A 17447-nucleotide genomic window follows, 5' to 3' on the forward strand; every position below is an offset into this window, starting at 1 on the left:
TCGCGCGTCCAGGTAGATGGGAGAGCGGCGGGAGGGGTTGCGTGCCAGGGTTGGCGGGGCCTCCGCTTTACCGTGCTTTCACCGGAAGAAGATCGACTTCGGCCCAGACGGTCTTTCTGGGGACGGGCCCGAGTGCGACGCCCCAGCGGTCGGCGAACGCCTCCACGAGGATCAGGCCGCGTCCCGATGTGGCATCCGGGGACGGGGGCCGGCGTCGGGGGAGATCGTCACCCCGGGTGTCCGTCACCTCGATGCGGAGCACGTCCGTGGTGGCGTGGAGGGCAAGCCGGAAGTCCCGCCCGGGGAGCCGGCCGTGCGTGGCGGCGTTCGCGGCGAGCTCGGCGACGAGGTGTTCGGCGGTGTCGATGACGCCGGGTGGCAGGCCCCAGGTGCGCAGCCACTCCGTGGCGAGGAAGCGGGCCAGGTGCGCGCCGCGTGGCGTGGAGGACAGCAGCACGCTGAACTGCCGTACGGGGGCGAGGGGTTGGGTGGAGTTTTTCGGATTCACGTGACCGAGCGTGGTGGTGCGCGCCTACCGTGAATAGTGACTTGGCGGGTCCGTACGGTGACTGTCCGGAGTTTGTCCGGCGTTGTCGTGGCTGTCGGCGCGGGCCGGACGGGTAGGGGCGTTGCGGCGTGTGCGTACGACGGAGGGGTGCGGGATGCGGCAGGTGGACGGCGAGGCGGCCCGGCTCAAGGGCGAGGCGGACGAGCCGGGCTGGGAGGTCGACCCGGACGACGACTGGGGCGTGGCCGTGGTCACGACGGTTGGGCGCCAGTTGAAGCTGCGGCGCGAGACGAGGGGGATGCGGGCCGCCGAGTTCGGGGTTGCGGTGGGGTACGGCGAGGACATGGTCTACAAGATCGAGGGAGGCAAGCGGATCCCTCAGCCCGAGTATCTGGACAAGGCGGACGAGGTCTTGGGGGCGGGTGGGCTCATCGCGGCGATGAAGGAGGACGTGGCGAAGGTCCGGTATCCGAAGAAGGTTCGGGAGTTGAAGAAGCTGGAGGCCAAGGCGGTCGAGATCGCCGTCTACGAGTGCAACATCATCGCGGGGCTGTTGCAGACGCCGGAGCACGCGTGGGCCCTGATCGGCGCAGCGCAGCCGCCGTACTCGCCGGACGATGTGGAGCGCATGGTGGCCGCACGCTTGTCTCGACAGGCGATCTTCGAGCGCGAGCCGGCTCCCTCGATCCACTTTGTGCTGGAAGAGGCCCCGCTGCGCCGACAGGTTGGGGGCACAATGGCGTGGGGACAGCAACTCGAACGTCTGCTGGAGGTGGGGCGATTGCGCAACGTCACGCTTCAGGTCATGCCGACGAACACCGAGGCGCATCCAGGCTTGGACGGCAGGATCGAGTTCCTGAAGTTCCCGGACGGGACGGCGGTGGGGCGTGCCGACGGCGAATTCAACGGGCGACCGACCACTGACCCAAAACAGCTTCGCATCATCGAGCTGCAATATGGCACCATCCGGGCGCAAGCTCTCCCGCCTCGGGAGTCGCTGGCCTTCATTGGACGACTGCTGGGAGAGACATGATCCGCAATGCCCCCACCAGGGACGCCTCCGGTTTGGCGTGGTTCAAGAGCAGCTACAGCGGCGGCACCAACGGCGAGTCCTGTGTCGAGGTGGCTACAGCCCCAGGCGCGGTCCGCGTCCGCGACTCCAAGACCATAGGCGGCCCCCAGCTTGCGCTGACGCCGGACGCGTGGGCGGATTTCGTGTTGTACGCGTCGAAGAGCTGATCCTTCAACTGGTGCTGCCCCACGCCTGGTTGGCGCCGGGTGCGGGGCGCAGAGGACGGCATGCGGCTGCGCGAGGAGACGCTACGGGTAGCGCGGCAGTGAATCGGTGGAGATCGTCCACTCCGCGATGGCGACGTCCTCGCCGTAGACGAAGTCCTTCCGCGTCGCGTAACGGGGGCCGTCGGTGGTGGAGTGGATCTCGGACAGAACGGCGCCGGTCCCCGTGCGGGGGTCGAAGACCGCGTAGACGGGGACGCCGAGCAGGGGGTAGTCCCGCATCTTGCCCACCCAGTCATTGTCCGGGTTGGAGCGGGAGACGACTTCGATGGCGGCGATGAGGGTGCGGGGGTCGAAGGAGCCGTCGCCTTCCATGTCGGGTTCGCGGATCACGATGATGTCGGGGCGACGCATGATGTGCGCCACCTCGTCCTCGACGTCGGGTGCTCCCGCATGGGTGACGAGATCCTCCGGCATCACCTTCTCCAGGCGTTTGCGCACCCGCACGGCGGTGAACCAGCCTTCGCATCGCCCGGTATCGGTGCACGTCAGGCAGCATCGTGGACATCGGGCCGGCAGTCGCGGCAGTGGCCGGGGGCGGGTCCCCGGAAGGCCCGGTCGCAGGCTTCGCAATTCTGGAGCGGATCCGGACGCACCTGCACGGGGATGGGTGGCGGGAGCAGCGCCGCGAGGCGGTGGGCCAGCAGGGACGCCGGGTGATGCAGCGGCTCGGGGAGGTTCGCCGTCAGGGTGCGGCGTACGGCGTCGGGGTGGGCCCCGCGGTCGAGCCATGCGGCTACGAGTGGCGTGAGGCGGTCTACGTCCCGTTCCGCGAGCAGGAGGCGGGGTTCGTCACCGCGCAGCCCCTTGAGGAGTTGTGCGGCCTCGGGTGAGGGCACGGGGGCAGCCGGGGGTGGTGTGGGCGAGGACACGGAGGCCGACGGGGCAGGGGGCATGGTTCTGCGGGGCCTCGGCTCCGGGCGACGCGCGTCGGGTGGGCTGCACGGCGTCGCGCGGCCGTGCCCGGGCTGATTGCAGGACACCGTACGGGTGACGACCCGGCCGCTGGGCAGCCGCTCCCGGCTGCGCCTCAGGTACCCGTGCGCCTCCAGCTCGCGCAGCGCCGCGGCGATGCGGGCCTCGCCCTCGGGGAAGCGGTCGGCGAGGACCTTGATGCCGATGCGGGCCCCGGCGGGCAGGGACTGGATGTGTACGGCGAGGCCGATCGCGAGCAGGGAGAGCTCGCGGTGCTGGGCGAGGTGGTTGCCGACGACCGTGTAGCGATTGGTGTGCCGGGTGTTGGCGTGTACGACACCGGAGTGGGTGGTGCCGTCGGGAACGCGGGACGAGGGGCGCGGGGGCGCGCTAGGGTTCTGAAGAGCCATCGGGAAGGTTGTGCTTCCTAGTTGGTCAGGCCCTCGATCGGGATGCCAGTCCCGGCCGGGGGCCGATGCATGTGTGGGGTTGTCGTCGCCTCGGAGGCCAGGGCTCCCGAGGCTGTCGGCGCGAGCATATGCCAGTCAACTGCCAGCAAATCCAGCGGAGTTGGGCGATGTCACCCGTGTGAGTGACGGGAGGCTGGAGGGGTTGGGAGGGGGATTTCCCTTCGGGAATTGAGGGCTTTTGATGGCGCGGGGCGCCGGGTCGCGGTGTGCCGGGCCGTGGGGAACCGAGTCGTGGGGGGTGCGACCCGGCGCCACCAACAGGAGGGGCATCGAGTGGTGTGCGGGGCTACGCGCGGCACTACCTGCCGCACGGGCAGTGCCGCGCGCCGGGGGAGTGTGAGGCAGGTGGGGATCGGTGGCAGGCCGGGGGCGGGGTTCTGTGGGGCCGGTGGCTGAGGTGCGGGTCCGGGGCCGGTCGGTCGAGGAGGTGGGCGCAACCGTTGCCGTCTGCTCGGTCGAGGAGGTGGGCGCAACCGCTGTCGTCTGCGTCGTCCGGTGCGTGGCCGGCGTCGTGCGCGTGGGGCAGGTGTTCGCCGTGGTGGAACCGGCGGTCCGGGCCCGGAGCATCGGGCGGGGCGGTCGCATCGAGCTCGACGGGCTGGAGCGGTACGGCCGTGCCGTGGACTTCGTCGATCCGCCGCACGCCGCGAGGGCCAGGCTCACCGGGCCCGGGATCGGACTGCCGGCGCCGGGGGTGATCATGGTCGCGGTGGCTCAGGGCGCCGGGGAAGAGGGGTCCGCACCGCACGGCTGCGTGCCGAATGCGTGAGCGCATGTGACGTGGGGTACGCTTCCCGGCTGCGATTGGCCAGGCCCTGCCCCGGTGTGGCAGACTATCGGGGTTGCTCGGTTGAGTGCCGATGCTGCGCGCCTCCCGCCGGGAGGACCGGAAGCGAGTCCCATCGTACTCGTCGCCCCTGATCAGAGGCGGACGTACGGGAATCTTCCGGGAAGTGTCAGCGGGGCTCCAGCCAGGCGTCCGGTGGGTGTTCTGCCCCCGTCCGCGAGGTCCTGTGGCCCGCGTCCCCTTGGTTGGGAAATTCCGTATGGGATTTCTGCGTAGAGGGAATGCGACACGCCCGACCGCGTGGGTCGGAGACAGAGTCGGTAGAGCCCCCGGGTTCCAGAGCGTTACGAGACAAAGGACTACTAGGTAGCCATGGCGGGACAGAAGATCCGCATCCGGCTCAAGGCCTACGACCACGAGGTCATCGACTCCTCGGCGAAGAAGATCGTCGAGACGGTGACCCGCACTGGTGCGTCGGTCGCAGGCCCGGTGCCGCTGCCCACTGAGAAGAACGTGTACTGCGTCATCAAGTCGCCGCACAAGTACAAGGACTCTCGCGAGCACTTCGAGATGCGCACGCACAAGCGCCTCATCGACATTCTCGACCCCACGCCGAAGACGGTTGACTCGCTGATGCGCCTCGACCTGCCGGCCGGTGTCGACATCGAGATCAAGCTCTGAAGGGACGGGCCGAGATGAGCAAGAACATCAAGGGCGTCCTGGGCGAGAAGCTCGGCATGACCCAGGTCTGGGACGAGAACAACCGGGTTGTCCCGGTCACCGTCATCAAGGCCGGGCCGTGCGTCGTGACGCAGGTCCGCACGAACGACGTCGACGGTTACGAGTCGGTCCAGATCGCCTTCGGCGAGATTGACCCGCGCAAGGTGAACAAGCCCCTCAAGGGTCACTTCGCCAAGGCCGACGTGACTCCCCGCCGTCACCTCGTGGAGCTCCGCACCTCCGACGCCAGCGAGTACACGCTGGGCCAGGAGATCACTGCCGAGGTGTTCGAGTCCGGCGTCAAGGTTGACGTCACGGGCAAGAGCAAGGGCAAGGGCTTCGCCGGTGGCATGAAGCGTCACAACTTCAAGGGCCTCGGCGCCGGACACGGCGTCCAGCGCAAGCACCGCTCGCCCGGTTCCATCGGTGGCTGCGCCACCCCTGGCCGTGTGTTCAAGGGCACCCGCATGGCGGGCCGCATGGGCAACGAGCGTGTCACCACCCAGAACCTGACCATCCACGCGGTTGACGCGGAGAAGGGTCTGCTCCTCATCAAGGGCGCGGTCCCCGGTCCGAACGGCGGCCTCGTCCTGGTCCGTACCGCGGCCAAGGGGGCTTGAGGTAATGAGCACCATTGACATCCTTTCGCCGGCAGGCGACAAGGCCGGTACCGTCGAGCTCCCCGCGGAGATCTTCGACGCGAAGACCAGCGTTCCGCTGATCCACCAGGTCGTTGTCGCGCAGCTGGCTGCTGCCCGTCAGGGCACGCACAAGACCAAGACTCGCGGCGAAGTCCGTGGTGGTGGCCGCAAGCCGTACCGCCAGAAGGGCACCGGCCGCGCGCGCCAGGGTTCGACCCGCGCGCCGCAGTTCGCCGGCGGTGGCGTCGTCCACGGCCCGCAGCCGCGTGACTACTCGCAGCGCACCCCGAAGAAGATGAAGGCCGCCGCCCTGCGCGGTGCCCTCTCCGACCGGGCGCGCCACTCCCGCATCCACGTCGTCACCGGCGTGGTCGAGGGCACGGCTTCCACCAAGGCCGCCAAGACGCTGTTCGGCAAGATCTCGGAGCGCGCCAACCTGCTCCTGGTCGTCGAGCGCGCCGACGAGGCCGCGTGGCTGTCCGCCCGCAACCTGCCCCAGGTCCACATCCTGGAGCCGGGCCAGCTGAACACGTACGACGTGATCGTCTCCGACGACGTGGTCTTCACCCAGGCCGCTTTCGAGTCCTTCGTGTCTGGCCCCAAGGCCGATGACAACGAGGGGAGCGAGGCCTGATGGCCGAGATCACCAGCAAGACCTTCACGGACCCGCGCGACATTCTTGTCAAGCCGGTTGTGTCCGAGAAGAGCTACGCGCTGCTCGACGAGAACAAGTACACGTTCGTCGTCAAGCCGGGCTCCAACAAGACCCAGATCAAGCAGGCCGTGGAAGCGGTCTTCTCGGTCAAGGTCACCGGGGTCAACACGATCAACCGCCAGGGCAAGCGCAAGCGCACGAAGACCGGTTTCGGCAAGCGCGCCGACACCAAGCGCGCCATCGTGACCCTTGCTGAGGGCGACCGTATCGACATCTTCGGCCAGGCCTCCTAACGGAGCGCCCTGGTCCGAATATCGGACGAGGACTGAGAAATGGGTATCCGCAAGTACAAGCCGACGACTCCGGGCCGTCGTGGCTCCAGCGTCGCCGACTTCGTCGAGATCACGCGGTCCACGCCGGAGAAGTCGCTGGTCCGCCCCCTGCACAGCAAGGGCGGCCGTAACAACACCGGTCGTGTGACCGTCCGTCACCAGGGCGGTGGCCACAAGCGCGCCTACCGCGTGATCGACTTCCGTCGTCACGACAAGGACGGCGTGCCGGCCAAGGTCGCTCACATCGAGTACGACCCGAACCGCACCGCGCGCATCGCGCTCCTGCACTACGCGGACGGCGAGAAGCGCTACATCATTGCGCCCCGTGGCCTGAGCCAGGGTGACCGCATTGAGAACGGCCCCGGGGCCGACATCAAGCCGGGCAACAACCTGGCGCTGCGCAACATCCCGGTCGGTACGACCATCCACGCCATCGAGCTGCGTCCCGGCGGCGGTGCGAAGTTCGCCCGCTCCGCGGGTGCTTCGGTGCAGCTGCTGGCGAAGGAGGGCACGATGGCCCACCTTCGTATGCCGTCCGGCGAAATTCGCCTGGTCGACGCCCGCTGCCGCGCCACCGTCGGTGAGGTCGGCAACGCCGAGCAGTCGAACATCAACTGGGGCAAGGCCGGCCGTATGCGCTGGAAGGGCGTTCGCCCGACCGTCCGCGGTGTCGCGATGAACCCGGTTGACCACCCGCACGGTGGTGGTGAGGGCAAGACCAGTGGTGGTCGCCACCCGGTCTCCCCGTGGGGTCAGAAGGAGGGTCGTACTCGCTCGCCGAAGAAGGCATCGAGCAAGTACATCGTCCGCCGCCGCAAGACGAACAAGAAGCGCTAGGAGCGGGTTTAGATGCCGCGCAGTCTCAAGAAGGGACCCTTCGTTGACGGCCACCTCGTAAAGAAGGTGGACGCTCAGAACGAAGCCGGTACCAAGAACGTCATCAAGACCTGGTCCCGTCGCTCGATGATCATCCCGGCCATGCTCGGCCACACGATCGCGGTGCACAACGGCAAGACCCACGTCCCGGTGTTTGTCTCCGAGTCGATGGTCGGCCACAAGCTCGGCGAGTTCTCGCCGACTCGCACCTTCCGCGGCCACGTCAAGGACGACCGGAAGTCGAAGCGCCGCTAACGCGGGGTGGGTAACGACTATGACTTACACCGAAGGGACAACCATGGAAGCCAGGGCCCAGGCGCGGTACATCCGCGTCACGCCCATGAAGGCCCGCCGCGTGGTGGACCTTATCCGTGGCATGGATGCCACGGAGGCTCAGGCGGTCCTGCGTTTCGCCCCGCAGGCCGCGAGCGTGCCGGTCGGCAAGGTGCTGGACAGCGCCATTGCCAACGCCGCGCACAACTACGACCACACCGACGCCTCTTCGCTGGTCATCAGCGAGGCGTACGTGGACGAGGGCCCGACCCTGAAGCGGTTCCGTCCGCGTGCTCAGGGCCGTGCCTACCGGATCCGTAAGCGGACCAGCCACATCACCGTGGTCGTCAGCAGCAAGGAAGGAACCCGGTAATGGGCCAGAAGGTAAACCCGCACGGGTTCCGACTCGGCATTACCACGGACTTCAAGTCCCGTTGGTACGCCGACAAGCTGTACAAGGACTACGTCAAGGAAGACGTCGCCATCCGTCGGATGATGACGTCCGGCATGGAGCGCGCCGGCATCTCGAAGGTTGAGATCGAGCGCACCCGTGACCGCGTGCGGGTGGACATCCACACCGCGCGTCCCGGCATCGTCATCGGCCGCCGTGGCGCCGAGGCCGACCGCATCCGCGGCGACCTCGAAAAGCTCACGGGCAAGCAGGTCCAGCTGAACATCCTTGAGGTCAAGAACCCCGAGATGGACGCTCAGCTGGTTGCTCAGGCCGTTGCCGAGCAGCTCTCCTCCCGCGTCTCCTTCCGTCGTGCCATGCGCAAGAGCATGCAGGGCACCATGAAGGCCGGCGCCAAGGGCATCAAGATCCAGTGTGGTGGCCGTCTCGGCGGCGCCGAGATGTCCCGCTCGGAGTTCTACCGCGAAGGCCGTGTGCCGCTGCACACCCTGCGCGCGAACATCGACTACGGCTTCTTCGAGGCCAAGACGACCTTCGGCCGCATCGGCGTGAAGGTCTGGATCTACAAGGGCGATGTCAAGAACATCGCCGAGGTTCGCGCCGAGAACGCAGCGGCCCGTGCGGGTAACCGCCCGGCCCGTGGTGGCGCCAACGACCGTCCGGCCGGTGGCCGTGGCGGACGTGGCGGCGAGCGTGGCGGTCGCGGCCGCAAGCCGCAGCAGGCTGCGCCGGCTGCCGAGGCCCCCCAGGCCGAGGCTCCCGCCGCTGCCGCTCCGGCTGAGAGCACCGGAACGGAGGCCTGACCGAAATGCTGATCCCCCGTAGGGTCAAGCACCGCAAGCAGCACCACCCCAAGCGCCGCGGTATGGCCAAGGGTGGTACGACGGTTGCGTTCGGCGAGTACGGCATTCAGGCCCTCACGCCGGCGTACGTGACCAACCGCCAGATCGAGGCGGCTCGTATCGCGATGACCCGCCACATCAAGCGTGGCGGCAAGGTCTGGATCAACATCTACCCGGACCGCCCCCTGACGAAGAAGCCTGCCGAGACCCGCATGGGTTCCGGTAAGGGTTCTCCGGAGTGGTGGGTCGCGAACGTTCACCCGGGCCGGGTGATGTTCGAGCTGTCCTACCCGAACGAGAAGATTGCTCGTGAGGCGCTCACCCGAGCCGCTCACAAGCTCCCGATGAAGTGCCGCATCGTCCGGCGCGAGGCAGGTGAGGCGTGATGTCGGCCGGAACCAAGGCGTCCGAACTGCGCGAGCTGGGTGACGAGGAGCTTCTCGGCAAGCTCCGCGAAGCCAAGGAAGAGCTGTTCAACCTCCGCTTCCAGGCGGCGACGGGCCAGCTCGAAAACCACGGCCGGCTCAAGTCCGTCCGTAAGGACATCGCCCGGATCTACACCCTGATGCGCGAGCGCGAGCTGGGCATCGAGACGGTGGAGAGCGCCTGATGAGCGAGAAGAATGTGACTGAGACGACTGAAGCGCGCGGTTTCCGCAAGACCCGCGAGGGTCTGGTCGTCAGCGACAAGATGGACAAGACCGTCGTCGTCGCTGTCGAGGACCGGGTGAAGCACGCGCTGTACGGCAAGGTCATCCGCCGTACGAACAAGCTCAAGGCGCACGACGAGCAGAACGCTGCCGGTGTCGGCGACCGCGTCCTCATCATGGAGACGCGTCCGCTGTCGGCGAGCAAGCGCTGGCGCATCGTCGAGATCCTTGAGAAGGCCAAGTAATTATCTGAGGGGTTTTCCCTTGGGTTAGTTCCGCCAGGCTCGGCCGGGGCTTGAGTCATCAGGCCCCGGCCGGGAACCGGCAGACGATCAGGAGATAGACGTGATCCAGCAGGAGTCGCGACTGCGTGTCGCCGACAACACTGGTGCGAAGGAAATCCTTTGCATCCGTGTGCTCGGTGGCTCCGGTCGCCGCTACGCGGGTATCGGTGACGTCATCGTCGCCACCGTCAAGGACGCGATCCCCGGTGGCAACGTGAAGAAGGGCGACGTCGTCAAGGCTGTCGTCGTGCGCACCGTCAAGGAGCGTCGTCGTCAGGACGGCTCGTACATCCGCTTCGACGAGAACGCGGCCGTCATCCTCAAGAACGATGGCGACCCCCGCGGCACCCGCATCTTCGGCCCGGTGGGCCGGGAGCTGCGCGAGAAGAAGTTCATGAAGATCATCTCGCTCGCGCCGGAGGTGCTGTAAGCATGAAGATCAAGAAGGGCGACCTGGTTCAGGTCATCACCGGTAAGGACAAGGGCAAGCAGGGCAAGGTCATCGCGGCCTTCCCCCGCGAGGACCGCGTCCTGGTCGAGGGTGTCAACCGGGTCAAGAAGCACACCAAGGCCGGCCAGACCGCTCGCGGTTCGCAGACCGGTGGCATTGTGACGACCGAGGCCCCGATCCACGTGAGCAACGTTCAGCTCGTCGTGGAGAAGGACGGCAACAAGGTCGTTACCCGCGTCGGTTTCCGCTTCGACGACGAGGGCAACAAGATCCGCGTTGCCAAGCGGACGGGTGAGGACATCTGATGGCTACCACCACCACTCCGCGTCTCAAGACGAAGTACCGCGAGGAGATCGCGGGCAAGCTGCGTGAGGAGTTCTCGTACGAGAACGTCATGCAGGTTCCCGGCCTCGTGAAGATCGTGGTCAACATGGGTGTGGGCGACGCCGCCCGCGACTCCAAGCTGATGGACGGCGCGGTTCGCGACCTCACCACGATCACCGGCCAGAAGCCGGCCGTCACCAAGGCCCGCAAGTCGATCGCGCAGTTCAAGCTGCGCGAGGGGCAGCCGATCGGCTGCCACGTCACCCTCCGCGGTGACCGCATGTGGGAGTTCCTGGACCGTACGCTGTCGCTCGCGCTGCCGCGTATCCGTGACTTCCGTGGTCTGTCGCCGAAGCAGTTCGACGGCCGTGGCAACTACACCTTCGGTCTCACCGAGCAGGTCATGTTCCACGAGATCGACCAGGACAAGATCGACCGTACCCGGGGTATGGACATCACCGTGGTCACCACGGCGACCAACGACGACGAGGGCCGCGCGCTCCTCCGTCACCTCGGCTTCCCCTTCAAGGAGGCGTAAGCGAGATGGCGAAGAAGGCTCTTATCGCGAAGGCTGCCCGCAAGCCCAAGTTCGGTGTGCGTGGCTACACGCGCTGCCAGCGCTGCGGCCGTCCGCACTCCGTGTACCGCAAGTTCGGCCTGTGCCGTGTGTGCCTTCGTGAGATGGCTCACCGTGGCGAGCTGCCGGGCGTGACCAAGAGCTCCTGGTAATTCCCCTCTGTCCCTTGGGACTTGGGAATTACCGGACGCTCTCGGTAAGTATCTGGTCGGTGGGTGCCCTCCTCCACATGCCGTAGGCTTGTGGGGTTGGGCGTCCGCCGCCCATAACGACTTACTACGCCGTAGGTCCCCGCACCGCACCCGTCCCGCCACTGAGTGGGGAGAGGGATGGCGCATACAGGAAACCGCGGCGAGAGAGGCCGAAGGCCGATTCATGACCATGACTGACCCGATCGCAGACATGCTGACTCGTCTGCGCAACGCGAACTCGGCGTACCACGACTCCGTCGTGATGCCGCACAGCAAGATCAAGTCGCACATCGCGGAGATCCTCCAGCAGGAGGGCTTCATCACCGGCTGGAAGGTCGAGGACGCCGAAGTCGGCAAGAACCTCGTCCTTGAGCTGAAGTTCGGGCCGAACCGTGAGCGCTCCATCGCGGGCATCAAGCGGATCTCGAAGCCCGGTCTGCGCGTGTACGCGAAGTCCACCAACCTGCCGAAGGTGCTCGGCGGCCTGGGCGTGGCGATCATCTCCACGTCGCACGGTCTGCTCACCGGCCAGCAGGCAGGCAAGAAGGGCGTAGGTGGGGAAGTCCTCGCCTACGTCTGGTAGTCGGGAACGGAGGAAAAGCTAATGTCGCGAATCGGCAAGCTCCCCATCCAGGTTCCCGCCGGTGTGGACGTCACCATCGATGGCCGTACGGTCCACGTGAAGGGCCCCAAGGGTTCCCTCACGCACGCCGTTGCGGCGCCCATCGAGATCGTGAAGGGTGAGGACGGCGTTCTGAACGTCACCCGCCCCAACGACGAGCGTCAGAACAAGGCCCTGCACGGCCTGTCCCGCACGCTGGTGGCCAACATGATCACCGGCGTGACCCAGGGTTACACCAAGGCGCTCGAAATCAGCGGTGTCGGTTACCGCGTCCAGGCGAAGGGCTCCAACCTGGAGTTCGCGCTCGGATACAGCCACCCGATCACCGTCGAGGCCCCCGAGGGCATCACCTTCAAGGTCGAGTCGCCCACGAAGCTCAGCGTCGAGGGCATCGACAAGCAGAAGGTCGGCGAGGTCGCCGCCAACATCCGCAAGCTGCGCAAGCCCGACCCGTACAAGGCCAAGGGTGTCAAGTACGCCGGCGAGGTCATCCGCCGCAAGGTCGGAAAGGCTGGTAAGTAAGCCATGGCATACGGTGTGAAGATCGCCAAGGGCGACGCTTACAAGCGTGCCGCCAAGGCACGTCGCCACGTCCGCATCCGCAAGCACGTGTCCGGTACGGCGGAGCGTCCGCGCCTCGTCGTGACGCGTTCCAACCGCGGTATCACCGCTCAGGTCATCGACGACCTCAAGGGTCACACCCTGGCGTCGGCGTCGACTCTGGACGCGTCGATCCGTGGTGGCGAGGGCGACAAGTCCGCGCAGGCCAAGTCGGTCGGCGCCCTGGTCGCCGAGCGCGCCAAGGCGGCCGGCGTCGAGACCGTCGTGTTCGACCGTGGTGGCAACAGGTACGCCGGGCGCATTGCCGCTCTGGCTGACGCCGCCCGCGAAGCCGGGCTGAAGTTCTAAGCCCCGGTTCCGGGACTAACGGACGTAACAGAGAGAGGTAAATCCAATGGCTGGACCCCAGCGCCGCGGAAGCGGTGCCGGTGGCGGCGAGCGGCGGGACCGGAAGGGTCGCGACGGTGGCGCTGCCGCCGAGAAGACCGCTTATGTTGAGCGCGTTGTCGCGATCAACCGCGTTGCCAAGGTTGTCAAGGGTGGTCGCCGCTTCAGCTTCACCGCGCTGGTCGTGGTGGGCGACGGTGACGGCACCGTAGGTGTCGGTTACGGCAAGGCCAAGGAAGTTCCCGCGGCCATCGCCAAGGGTGTCGAGGAAGCCAAGAAGAACTTCTTCAAGGTTCCGCGCATCCAGGGCACGATCCCTCACCCGATCACGGGCGAGCGTGCCGCCGGCGTCGTGCTCCTGAAGCCGGCTGCTCCCGGTACCGGTGTTATCGCCGGTGGCCCGGTGCGCGCCGTTCTGGAGTGCGCGGGCGTGCACGACATCCTGTCGAAGTCGCTCGGCTCCTCCAACGCGATCAACATCGTGCACGCGACCGTGGCGGCCCTCAAGGGCCTGCAGCGTCCCGAGGAGATCGCGGCCCGCCGCGGTCTGCCCCTTGAGGCCGTTGCCCCCGCGGCTCTGCTTCGTGCTCGTGCGGGAGCGGGTGCGTAATGGCCCGTCTCAAGATCACGCAGACGAAGTCGTACATCGGCAGCAAGCAGAACCACCGCGACACCCTTCGTTCGCTCGGGCTCAAGCGCCTGAACGACACGGTTGTCAAGGAGGACCGCCCCGAGTTCCGCGGCATGGTGCAGACCGTCCGCCACCTCGTGACGGTTGAGGAGGTTGACTGACATGGGTGAGAACAGCCCGCTGAAGGCCCATAACCTCCGTCCTGCCCCGGGCGCCAAGACCGCCAAGACCCGTGTGGGTCGTGGTGAGGCGTCCAAGGGTAAGACCGCAGGTCGTGGTACCAAGGGTACGAAGGCCCGTTACCAGGTTCCGGAGCGCTTCGAGGGTGGCCAGATGCCCCTCCACATGCGTCTTCCGAAGCTGAAGGGCTTCAAGAACCCGTTCCGCACCGAGTACCAGGTTGTCAACCTGGACAAGCTCGGCGCTCTCTACCCCGAGGGTGGAGAGGTCACGGTGGCCGACCTGGTCGCCAAGGGCGCGGTGCGCAAGAACAGCCTCGTCAAGGTCCTGGGCCAGGGCGAGATCTCCGTGGCGCTGCAGGTGACGGTTGACGCCGTCTCCGGCTCCGCCAAGGAGAAGATTGCCGCCGCCGGCGGCACCGTCACCGAGCTTGTCTGAGACAGCTTGATGGCTTGAACATCCGACCGGGGATGCCTCTCAAATGGGGCATCCCCGGTTGGTCGTTCCTAGGGGGGCACGGTCGCCGGTAAGGTGGCGTGCACTGTCTAAGTTCCGTGCTGTGTGCCTGGACGGCTACAGTACGGATTTTTGGCAGATCAAGACTTCTATCCTTATTCGTCGATCCTCAAGACCGTCACCCTGACGCACTTGCGCGGGGGTCGCAGGAGGCACCGTGCTCACCGCGTTCGCCCAGGCGTTCAAGACGCCTGACCTGCGCAAGAAGCTGCTCTTCACACTCGGCATCATCGTGGTCTACCGGCTCGGTACGCACATTCCGATGCCCGGGGTGAGCTACAAGAACGTACAGACCTGTGTCGACCAGGCTCAGCAGAACAGCGGCCTGTTCAGTCTGGTGAACATGTTCAGCGGCGGCGCGCTGCTGCAGATCACGATCTTCGCGCTCGGCATCATGCCGTACATCACCGCGAGCATCATCCTGCAGCTGTTGACCGTGGTGATCCCGCGCCTGGAAGCCCTCAAGAAGGAGGGCCAGGCGGGTACGACGAAGATCACGCAGTACACGCGTTACCTGACCGTCGCGCTGGCGATCCTCCAGGGCACCGGCCTGGTGGCCACCGCCCGCAACGGCGCCCTCTTCAGCGGCTGCCAGGTCGCCACCGAGATCATCCCGAACCGGTCGATCTTCACGACCATCACGATGGTCATCACGATGACCGCCGGTACCGCCTGCGTCATGTGGCTCGGCGAGATCATCACCGACCGCGGCATCGGCAACGGCATGTCCATCCTGATGTTCATCTCGATCGCCGCCAGCTTCCCGAGCTCCCTGTGGGCCATCAAGAAGCAGGGCCACCTGGCCGGCGGCTGGATCGAGTTCGGCACGGTGGTGCTGGTCGGCCTGGTCATGGTCGGGCTCGTGGTCTTCGTCGAACAGGCCCAGCGACGCATCCCGGTGCAGTACGCGAAGCGCATGATCGGACGCCGGTCCTACGGCGGGACCTCGACCTACATCCCGCTGAAGGTCAACCAGGCGGGTGTGATCCCGGTCATCTTCGCCTCGTCGCTGCTCTACATCCCGGCGCTGATCGTCCAGTTCTCCAACTCGACGGCCGGCTGGGCGACCTGGATCAAGGACAACTTGACCAAGGGCGACCATCCTTACTACATCGTCAGCTACTTCCTCCTGATCGTGTTCTTCGCCTTCTTCTACGTGGCGATCTCGTTCAACCCCGAGGAAGTCGCCGACAACATGAAGAAGTATGGTGGCTTCATCCCGGGCATCCGGGCTGGCCGACCGACCGCTGAGTACCTGAGCTACGTACTCAACCGGATCACCTGGCCGGGGTCGCTGTATCTGGGGCTGATCGCGCTCGTACCGACAATGGCGTTGATCATCTTCGGCGGCGTCCAGAGCTTCCCGCTCGGCGGGACGAGCATCCTCATCATCGTGGGTGTGGGTCTGGAAACCGTTAAGCAGATCGAGAGCCAGCTTCAGCAGCGCAATTACGAAGGGTTCCTCCGCTGATGCGAATCGTCCTCGTTGGACCGCCCGGTGCCGGCAAGGGAACGCAGGCCGCGTTCCTTGCCAAGAACCTGGCGATCCCGCACATCTCCACGGGCGACCTCTTCCGTGCCAACATCAGCCAGGGCACGGACCTGGGCAAGGCAGCCAAGGCGTACATGGACGCCGGCAACCTGGTGCCGGACGAGGTCACCATCGGGATGGCCAAGGACCGCATGGAGCAGTCGGACGCCGTGAACGGCTTCCTGCTCGACGGCTTCCCGCGCAACGTGGTGCAGGCCGAGGCGCTGGACGAGGTGCTGAAGGCGGACGGCGTGAAGCTGGACGCCGTGCTCGACCTCGAAGTCCCCGAGGACGAGGTCGTCAAGCGGATCGCCGGCCGGCGGATCTGCCGCAACAACAGCGCGCATGTCTTCCACGTGGCGTACAACGCCCCGAAGGCGGACGGCGTCTGCGACCAGTGCGGCGGTGAGCTGTACCAGCGCGGTGACGACACCGAGGAGACGGTGCGCAAGCGCCTGGAGGTCTACCACAGCGAGACCGAGCCGATCATCGACTACTACCGTGCGCAGGGTCTGGTCATCACGATCAGCGCGCTCGGCAAGGTGGACGAGGTCACGAAGAAGGCGATGGAGGCGTTGCGCCGCGAAGCGGCGTAGTCCCCGGCTTCCCTGAACGGCCGCGGTGCCCCCTGGCGGGGGGTGCCGCGGCCGTTCCGCGTCCTGGCCCGGGGCTCCGCCCGTCCTGGGGCTCCGCCCCAGACCCCGTATCGCGCCTGAACGGCGCTCGTCCTCAATTACCGGACGGGCTGGGTATGCCGGCACTGAGCCGCTCGGCCCCGGGCGGCCCGGTCGAGGCCGGTCCCGGAAGCCTTATCGTTGAGGGTGACCCATACCCGTACCGGAAAGGCGTGAGCCGCACATGGTGGAGATCAAGACCCCCGAGCAGATCGCGAAGATGCGCGAGGCGGGGCTTGTCGTCGCCGCGATCCACGCCGCCACCCGCGAGGCCGCGGTGCCGGGGTCCACGACGAAGGACCTGGACGAGGTCGCCCGCAAGGTGATCGCCGAGCACGGCGCGAAGTCGAACTTCCTGGGGTACGGCGGGTTCCCCGCCACGATCTGCACCTCGGTCAACGAGGTCGTCGTGCACGGCATCCCGGACGACAAGACCGTCCTGAAGGACGGCGACATCATCTCCATCGACGCCGGCGCGATCATCGACGGCTGGCACGGTGACGCCGCGTACACCGCCTTCGTCGGCGGCGGGCACGCCCCCGAGCTGATCGAGCTCTCCCGGGTGACCGAGGAGTCGATGTGGGCCGGCATCGCCGCGGTCAAGAAGGGCAACAAGCTCATCGACGTCTCGCGCGCGATCGAGTCGTACATCCGCCGCCAGCCTCGTCCCTCGACCGGTAAGTACGGGATCGTCGAGGACTACGGGGGCCACGGCATCGGCTCCGAGATGCACATGGACCCGCACCTCCTGAACTACGTCGACAAGCGCCGCATGCTGGGCCGCCACAACCCGAAGCTGATCCCCGGCTTCTGCCTGGCGATCGAGCCGATGGTCTCCCTCGGCACCGCCCGCACGGAGGTCCTGGAGGACGACTGGACCGTCATCACGACCGACGGTTCCTGGTCCTCGCACTGGGAGCACTCGGTCGCCCTGACGGAGAGCGGCCCGCTGGTCCTGACGATGCCGGACGGCGGCAAGGCGAAGCTGGCGGAGCTCGGGGTTGCGACGGCTCCGGATCCGTTGGGCTGAGCCCTGAGGCCCGGGATCGCCGGTCGGAGGCCGGCGCAGCCGCTCGAAGCTTGTGAGGCGCCCCGGCGCCGAGCCCGCGAGGGGGGCTTGGCCGGGCCGGGGGGTCGGGGGA

General features: G+C 66.9%; 29 protein-coding genes and 1 pseudogene. 27 read left to right on the forward strand and 3 right to left on the reverse strand.

What is annotated here, in order from left to right:
* Positions 1-67: 67 nt before the first annotated feature.
* Complete coding sequence (locus CG740_RS28285; RefSeq protein WP_100578112.1) at positions 68-508, reverse strand: ATP-binding protein; 441 nt, start codon at positions 506-508, stop codon at positions 68-70.
* Between the two features lie 154 nt (positions 509-662).
* Between CG740_RS28285 and CG740_RS28290 the strand changes: the two genes are divergently transcribed.
* Together CG740_RS28290 and CG740_RS28295 are read left to right on the forward strand one after the other, a co-directional pair.
* Entirely contained in the window at positions 663-1541 is an 879-nt protein-coding gene (locus CG740_RS28290; protein ID WP_100578113.1) for a helix-turn-helix domain-containing protein, read from the forward strand.
* Entirely contained in the window at positions 1538-1747 is a 210-nt protein-coding gene (locus CG740_RS28295; protein WP_100578114.1) for a DUF397 domain-containing protein, read from the forward strand. The genes CG740_RS28290 and CG740_RS28295 overlap by 4 nt, the downstream gene beginning before the upstream one ends.
* Positions 1748-1828: 81 nt before the next feature.
* Here CG740_RS28295 and CG740_RS28300 read toward each other — a convergent pair.
* Both CG740_RS28300 and CG740_RS28305 read right to left on the reverse strand, forming a co-directional pair.
* A pseudogene (locus tag CG740_RS28300) lies at positions 1829-2257 on the reverse strand (Uma2 family endonuclease); the annotation flags it as partial.
* A 35-nt stretch (positions 2258-2292) separates the two neighbouring features.
* A complete protein-coding gene (locus tag CG740_RS28305) occupies positions 2293-3129 on the reverse strand; it encodes a DNA-binding protein (RefSeq protein WP_100578116.1) in 837 nt (278 codons plus the stop codon).
* Between the two features lie 448 nt (positions 3130-3577).
* On the opposite strand from CG740_RS28305, the gene CG740_RS28310 reads away from it, so the two are divergent.
* The 25 genes from CG740_RS28310 (at position 3578) to map (ending at position 17335) form a co-directional block, all read left to right on the forward strand.
* Positions 3578-3958: a hypothetical protein gene (locus tag CG740_RS28310; protein ID WP_159030424.1), complete on the forward strand. Its 381-nt coding sequence runs from the start codon at positions 3578-3580 to the stop codon at positions 3956-3958.
* Between the two features lie 390 nt (positions 3959-4348).
* On the forward strand, positions 4349-4657 hold the full coding sequence (gene rpsJ / locus CG740_RS28315) for a 30S ribosomal protein S10 (RefSeq protein ID WP_003948644.1): 309 nt from the start codon (positions 4349-4351) through the stop codon (positions 4655-4657).
* Positions 4658-4671: 14 nt separating this feature from the next.
* Positions 4672-5316, forward strand: a complete 645-nt coding sequence (rplC, locus tag CG740_RS28320) for a 50S ribosomal protein L3 (protein ID WP_100578118.1) — start codon at positions 4672-4674, stop codon at positions 5314-5316.
* Positions 5317-5320: 4 nt separating this feature from the next.
* Positions 5321-5971: a 50S ribosomal protein L4 gene (gene rplD / locus CG740_RS28325; RefSeq protein ID WP_100578119.1), complete on the forward strand. Its 651-nt coding sequence runs from the start codon at positions 5321-5323 to the stop codon at positions 5969-5971.
* Positions 5971-6285 (forward strand): 50S ribosomal protein L23, encoded by a 315-nt coding sequence (rplW, locus tag CG740_RS28330; protein ID WP_100578120.1) that lies wholly within the window; start codon positions 5971-5973, stop codon positions 6283-6285. The genes rplD and rplW overlap by 1 nt, the downstream gene beginning before the upstream one ends.
* A 39-nt stretch (positions 6286-6324) precedes the next feature.
* Positions 6325-7161, forward strand: coding sequence for a 50S ribosomal protein L2 (rplB, locus tag CG740_RS28335; protein ID WP_100578121.1), 837 nt, complete (start codon positions 6325-6327; stop codon positions 7159-7161).
* Positions 7162-7173: 12 nt separating this feature from the next.
* Positions 7174-7455 (forward strand): 30S ribosomal protein S19, encoded by a 282-nt coding sequence (rpsS, locus tag CG740_RS28340; RefSeq protein ID WP_100578122.1) that lies wholly within the window; start codon positions 7174-7176, stop codon positions 7453-7455.
* Positions 7456-7498: 43 nt separating this feature from the next.
* A complete protein-coding gene (gene rplV / locus CG740_RS28345; RefSeq protein ID WP_004571827.1) occupies positions 7499-7846 on the forward strand; it encodes a 50S ribosomal protein L22 in 348 nt (115 codons plus the stop codon).
* A complete protein-coding gene (gene rpsC / locus CG740_RS28350) occupies positions 7846-8688 on the forward strand; it encodes a 30S ribosomal protein S3 (protein ID WP_100578123.1) in 843 nt (280 codons plus the stop codon). The genes rplV and rpsC overlap by 1 nt, the downstream gene beginning before the upstream one ends.
* Before the next feature lie 5 nt (positions 8689-8693).
* Positions 8694-9113, forward strand: a complete 420-nt coding sequence (gene rplP, locus CG740_RS28355) for a 50S ribosomal protein L16 (RefSeq protein ID WP_053727610.1) — start codon at positions 8694-8696, stop codon at positions 9111-9113.
* Entirely contained in the window at positions 9113-9337 is a 225-nt protein-coding gene (gene rpmC / locus CG740_RS28360; protein WP_100578218.1) for a 50S ribosomal protein L29, read from the forward strand. The genes rplP and rpmC overlap by 1 nt, the downstream gene beginning before the upstream one ends.
* Positions 9337-9621, forward strand: coding sequence for a 30S ribosomal protein S17 (rpsQ, locus tag CG740_RS28365; RefSeq protein WP_100578124.1), 285 nt, complete (start codon positions 9337-9339; stop codon positions 9619-9621). Before rpmC ends, rpsQ begins: the two co-directional genes overlap by 1 nt.
* Before the next feature lie 100 nt (positions 9622-9721).
* Positions 9722-10090 carry a 50S ribosomal protein L14 gene (rplN, locus tag CG740_RS28370; RefSeq protein ID WP_053727611.1) on the forward strand — a complete coding sequence of 123 codons (369 nt, stop codon included), beginning with the start codon at positions 9722-9724 and terminating at the stop codon, positions 10088-10090.
* A gap of 2 nt (positions 10091-10092) precedes the next feature.
* Complete coding sequence (rplX, locus tag CG740_RS28375) at positions 10093-10416, forward strand: 50S ribosomal protein L24 (protein ID WP_053727612.1); 324 nt, start codon at positions 10093-10095, stop codon at positions 10414-10416.
* Entirely contained in the window at positions 10416-10973 is a 558-nt protein-coding gene (rplE, locus tag CG740_RS28380; protein ID WP_053727613.1) for a 50S ribosomal protein L5, read from the forward strand. Before rplX ends, rplE begins: the two co-directional genes overlap by 1 nt.
* Before the next feature lie 5 nt (positions 10974-10978).
* A complete protein-coding gene (locus tag CG740_RS28385) occupies positions 10979-11164 on the forward strand; it encodes a type Z 30S ribosomal protein S14 (protein WP_003948630.1) in 186 nt (61 codons plus the stop codon).
* 223 nt (positions 11165-11387) lie between these two features.
* Positions 11388-11786 carry a 30S ribosomal protein S8 gene (gene rpsH / locus CG740_RS28395; RefSeq protein ID WP_003966947.1) on the forward strand — a complete coding sequence of 133 codons (399 nt, stop codon included), beginning with the start codon at positions 11388-11390 and terminating at the stop codon, positions 11784-11786.
* A gap of 21 nt (positions 11787-11807) precedes the next feature.
* Positions 11808-12347, forward strand: coding sequence for a 50S ribosomal protein L6 (rplF, locus tag CG740_RS28400; protein ID WP_100578125.1), 540 nt, complete (start codon positions 11808-11810; stop codon positions 12345-12347).
* Between the two features lie 3 nt (positions 12348-12350).
* Positions 12351-12734, forward strand: a complete 384-nt coding sequence (rplR, locus tag CG740_RS28405; protein WP_100578126.1) for a 50S ribosomal protein L18 — start codon at positions 12351-12353, stop codon at positions 12732-12734.
* Positions 12735-12780: 46 nt separating this feature from the next.
* A complete protein-coding gene (gene rpsE, locus CG740_RS28410; protein WP_100578127.1) occupies positions 12781-13383 on the forward strand; it encodes a 30S ribosomal protein S5 in 603 nt (200 codons plus the stop codon).
* Positions 13383-13565 carry a 50S ribosomal protein L30 gene (gene rpmD / locus CG740_RS28415; protein WP_077971845.1) on the forward strand — a complete coding sequence of 61 codons (183 nt, stop codon included), beginning with the start codon at positions 13383-13385 and terminating at the stop codon, positions 13563-13565. The genes rpsE and rpmD overlap by 1 nt, the downstream gene beginning before the upstream one ends.
* Before the next feature lies 1 nt (position 13566).
* On the forward strand, positions 13567-14022 hold the full coding sequence (gene rplO, locus CG740_RS28420; RefSeq protein WP_100578128.1) for a 50S ribosomal protein L15: 456 nt from the start codon (positions 13567-13569) through the stop codon (positions 14020-14022).
* A gap of 235 nt (positions 14023-14257) precedes the next feature.
* Complete coding sequence (gene secY / locus CG740_RS28425) at positions 14258-15571, forward strand: preprotein translocase subunit SecY (protein WP_100578129.1); 1314 nt, start codon at positions 14258-14260, stop codon at positions 15569-15571.
* Positions 15571-16227: an adenylate kinase gene (locus CG740_RS28430; RefSeq protein WP_100578130.1), complete on the forward strand. Its 657-nt coding sequence runs from the start codon at positions 15571-15573 to the stop codon at positions 16225-16227. The genes secY and CG740_RS28430 overlap by 1 nt, the downstream gene beginning before the upstream one ends.
* A gap of 262 nt (positions 16228-16489) precedes the next feature.
* Positions 16490-17335: a type I methionyl aminopeptidase gene (map, locus tag CG740_RS28435; RefSeq protein ID WP_100578131.1), complete on the forward strand. Its 846-nt coding sequence runs from the start codon at positions 16490-16492 to the stop codon at positions 17333-17335.
* Positions 17336-17447 lie beyond the last annotated feature (112 nt).

The organism is Streptomyces sp. CB01201, assembly GCF_002803085.1.
Lineage (GTDB): Bacteria > Actinomycetota > Actinomycetes > Streptomycetales > Streptomycetaceae > Streptomyces > Streptomyces hundungensis.